Raw genomic sequence first — 749 nt, forward strand, 5'->3', positions numbered from 1 at the left:
CCGCGGTCAGCGCGGCGCGCCGTCGCGCGGGTCGCGGCGTCACGCGGCCGGCGTCACTCCGCCGGCGTCGCGTCGGCCGGCGGCGCGTCGTCGGGGGTGTCGGGCGAGTTGCGGCGCTCGTCGCGGCGCTGCTGCCGGTCGGCGCGCTTGGCGTCCTTCTTGGCCTGGCGCGCCTGCTCCTTCTGGCGCTTCTCGAAGTCGTAGTTCGGCTTCCGCGGCATCCTAGGGCATCTCGGGTGGAGGGGGCCGCGCGCACCCCACGTCACGGCCGTCCCCCAACCTACTCGGCGGAGCCCCGCCGCGCCCCCTCAGCGAGCGCGGCCGGTGCGGCCGAGCGCCGCGCGCCCCACGAGGTAGACGCACCCGCCCAGCAGGGCGGCCGGGACGATCGCCAGCGCCAGCGCGCCGCGCCGCTGGCGGAGGTCGCCGAGCGGGCGCGCCGTCGCGCCGACCTCGCACCGCGGCGGGTCGGCGACGTAGCGGCCGCCGGCGTCCAGGCACGCGTCGACCAGCAGGTAGCCGCGCGTGCTGTGGGCGGTGAACACGGCGACCGTGACCGCGATGACGGCGAGGCCGAAGCGCGCGTCGCGGGTCATCGGACGCGGACGGGCGATCGCGGGCGCATCGCGGGGACGACGGTGGGCGGCACGGCCCCGATGATGGCGCCGCCGCGCCGCCCCCCGCAACCGCGCGTCAGCGCGCCGCCTCCTCCGTCGGTCGGCGCCGCGCGTCGCGTGCGACCCAGAGCG

2 protein-coding genes are annotated in these 749 nt (G+C 79.4%); both read right to left on the reverse strand.

The genetic code is table 11. The annotated features are described in order from the left end of the window. Positions 1–53: 53 nt before the first annotated feature. Positions 54–221, reverse strand: coding sequence for a hypothetical protein (locus PYV61_RS26180; protein ID WP_275836827.1), 168 nt, complete (start codon positions 219–221; stop codon positions 54–56). An 87-nt stretch (positions 222–308) separates the two neighbouring features. Then, positions 309–596 (reverse strand): hypothetical protein, encoded by a 288-nt coding sequence (locus tag PYV61_RS26185; protein WP_275836828.1) that lies wholly within the window; start codon positions 594–596, stop codon positions 309–311. Between the last annotated feature and the right edge of the window lie 153 nt (positions 597–749).

This window comes from Roseisolibacter sp. H3M3-2, assembly GCF_029211165.1.
Lineage (GTDB): Bacteria > Gemmatimonadota > Gemmatimonadetes > Gemmatimonadales > Gemmatimonadaceae > Roseisolibacter.